The 782-nt window shown below is 68.2% G+C and carries 2 protein-coding genes; both read right to left on the bottom strand.

Going from position 1 to position 782, the window contains the following annotated elements; all coding sequences use genetic code 11:
* Positions 1 to 571: SurA N-terminal domain-containing protein (locus CJ014_RS27265; RefSeq protein WP_483428690.1), on the bottom strand; the 571-nt coding region annotated here is incomplete at its 3' end.
* Between the two features lie 5 nt (positions 572 to 576).
* Positions 577 to 782 (bottom strand): respiratory nitrate reductase subunit gamma (locus CJ014_RS27260; protein ID WP_165791016.1); only part of this gene is annotated, 206 nt, incomplete at its 5' end.

Raw genomic sequence — 782 nt, 5'->3', positions numbered from 1 at the left:
ACGGGCAGTCGGAGAGGGATTGGGCGAACTCGGCAAAGCGCTGCGGCTGCAGGACGAGCTGTTCGCGCAAGGCGGCGGCCTTGTCGCGCGCCGCGGCGAAGGCGTCGCCCTCGTCCCGTCGGGCGGCGAACAGGATGTGGCTGGCGGCATAGAGCGGCGGCGTCACGAAGCGCCGGTGGTTGTTGTCGTAATAGCGGCGCAGCGTTTCTTCGTCGGCGGTAGGAACGGGCGCCTCACTGGCCATCAGCTCTCTGATGAGGGCGTCCTCTTCGGTCTCGCGGCGGCCCTCGGCGTCGGTTTCCGGCGCGGCGACGATGCCGAGGCGGCGCGCCTCAGCCAGCAGTACCTCGCGCACGATCAGCGCAGTCGCCGCCTCGCGAAGCGCCCTCTCGGCATCGTCTCCGGGGTGGTTCTGCATCTCCGCCGCGATGGCCTTGCGGTCGATCACCACCCCGTTGACGGTGATGCGCGGAAAGGACGGACGCTGGCCGGGACGGTCCTTACGGTTGGCCGTATCGGCGGTCGCGGACCGGGGTGGATGCTTGCGATGATCGACATCGATGGCGGCCATATCCGTTACTCCCCTGCCGAGCGCGGAACGGAGTTTCTCGCCACGCCAGCCCTGAGGTTGCGGCGCGTGCGCACCACCTGATAGCCGGTCCTGCCGAGGTACCAGACGGGCGCGCTCCAGACGTGCACCAGACGGGTGAACGGGAACACCAGGAAGATCGTCAGGCCGAGCAGGATGTGGGTCTTGAAGATCCAGTGGACGTCGGCGAGAT

Source organism: Pleomorphomonas carboxyditropha (assembly GCF_002770725.1).
GTDB lineage: Bacteria > Pseudomonadota > Alphaproteobacteria > Rhizobiales > Pleomorphomonadaceae > Pleomorphomonas > Pleomorphomonas carboxyditropha.
This window is presented reverse-complemented; position numbering and strand designations above follow the sequence as displayed.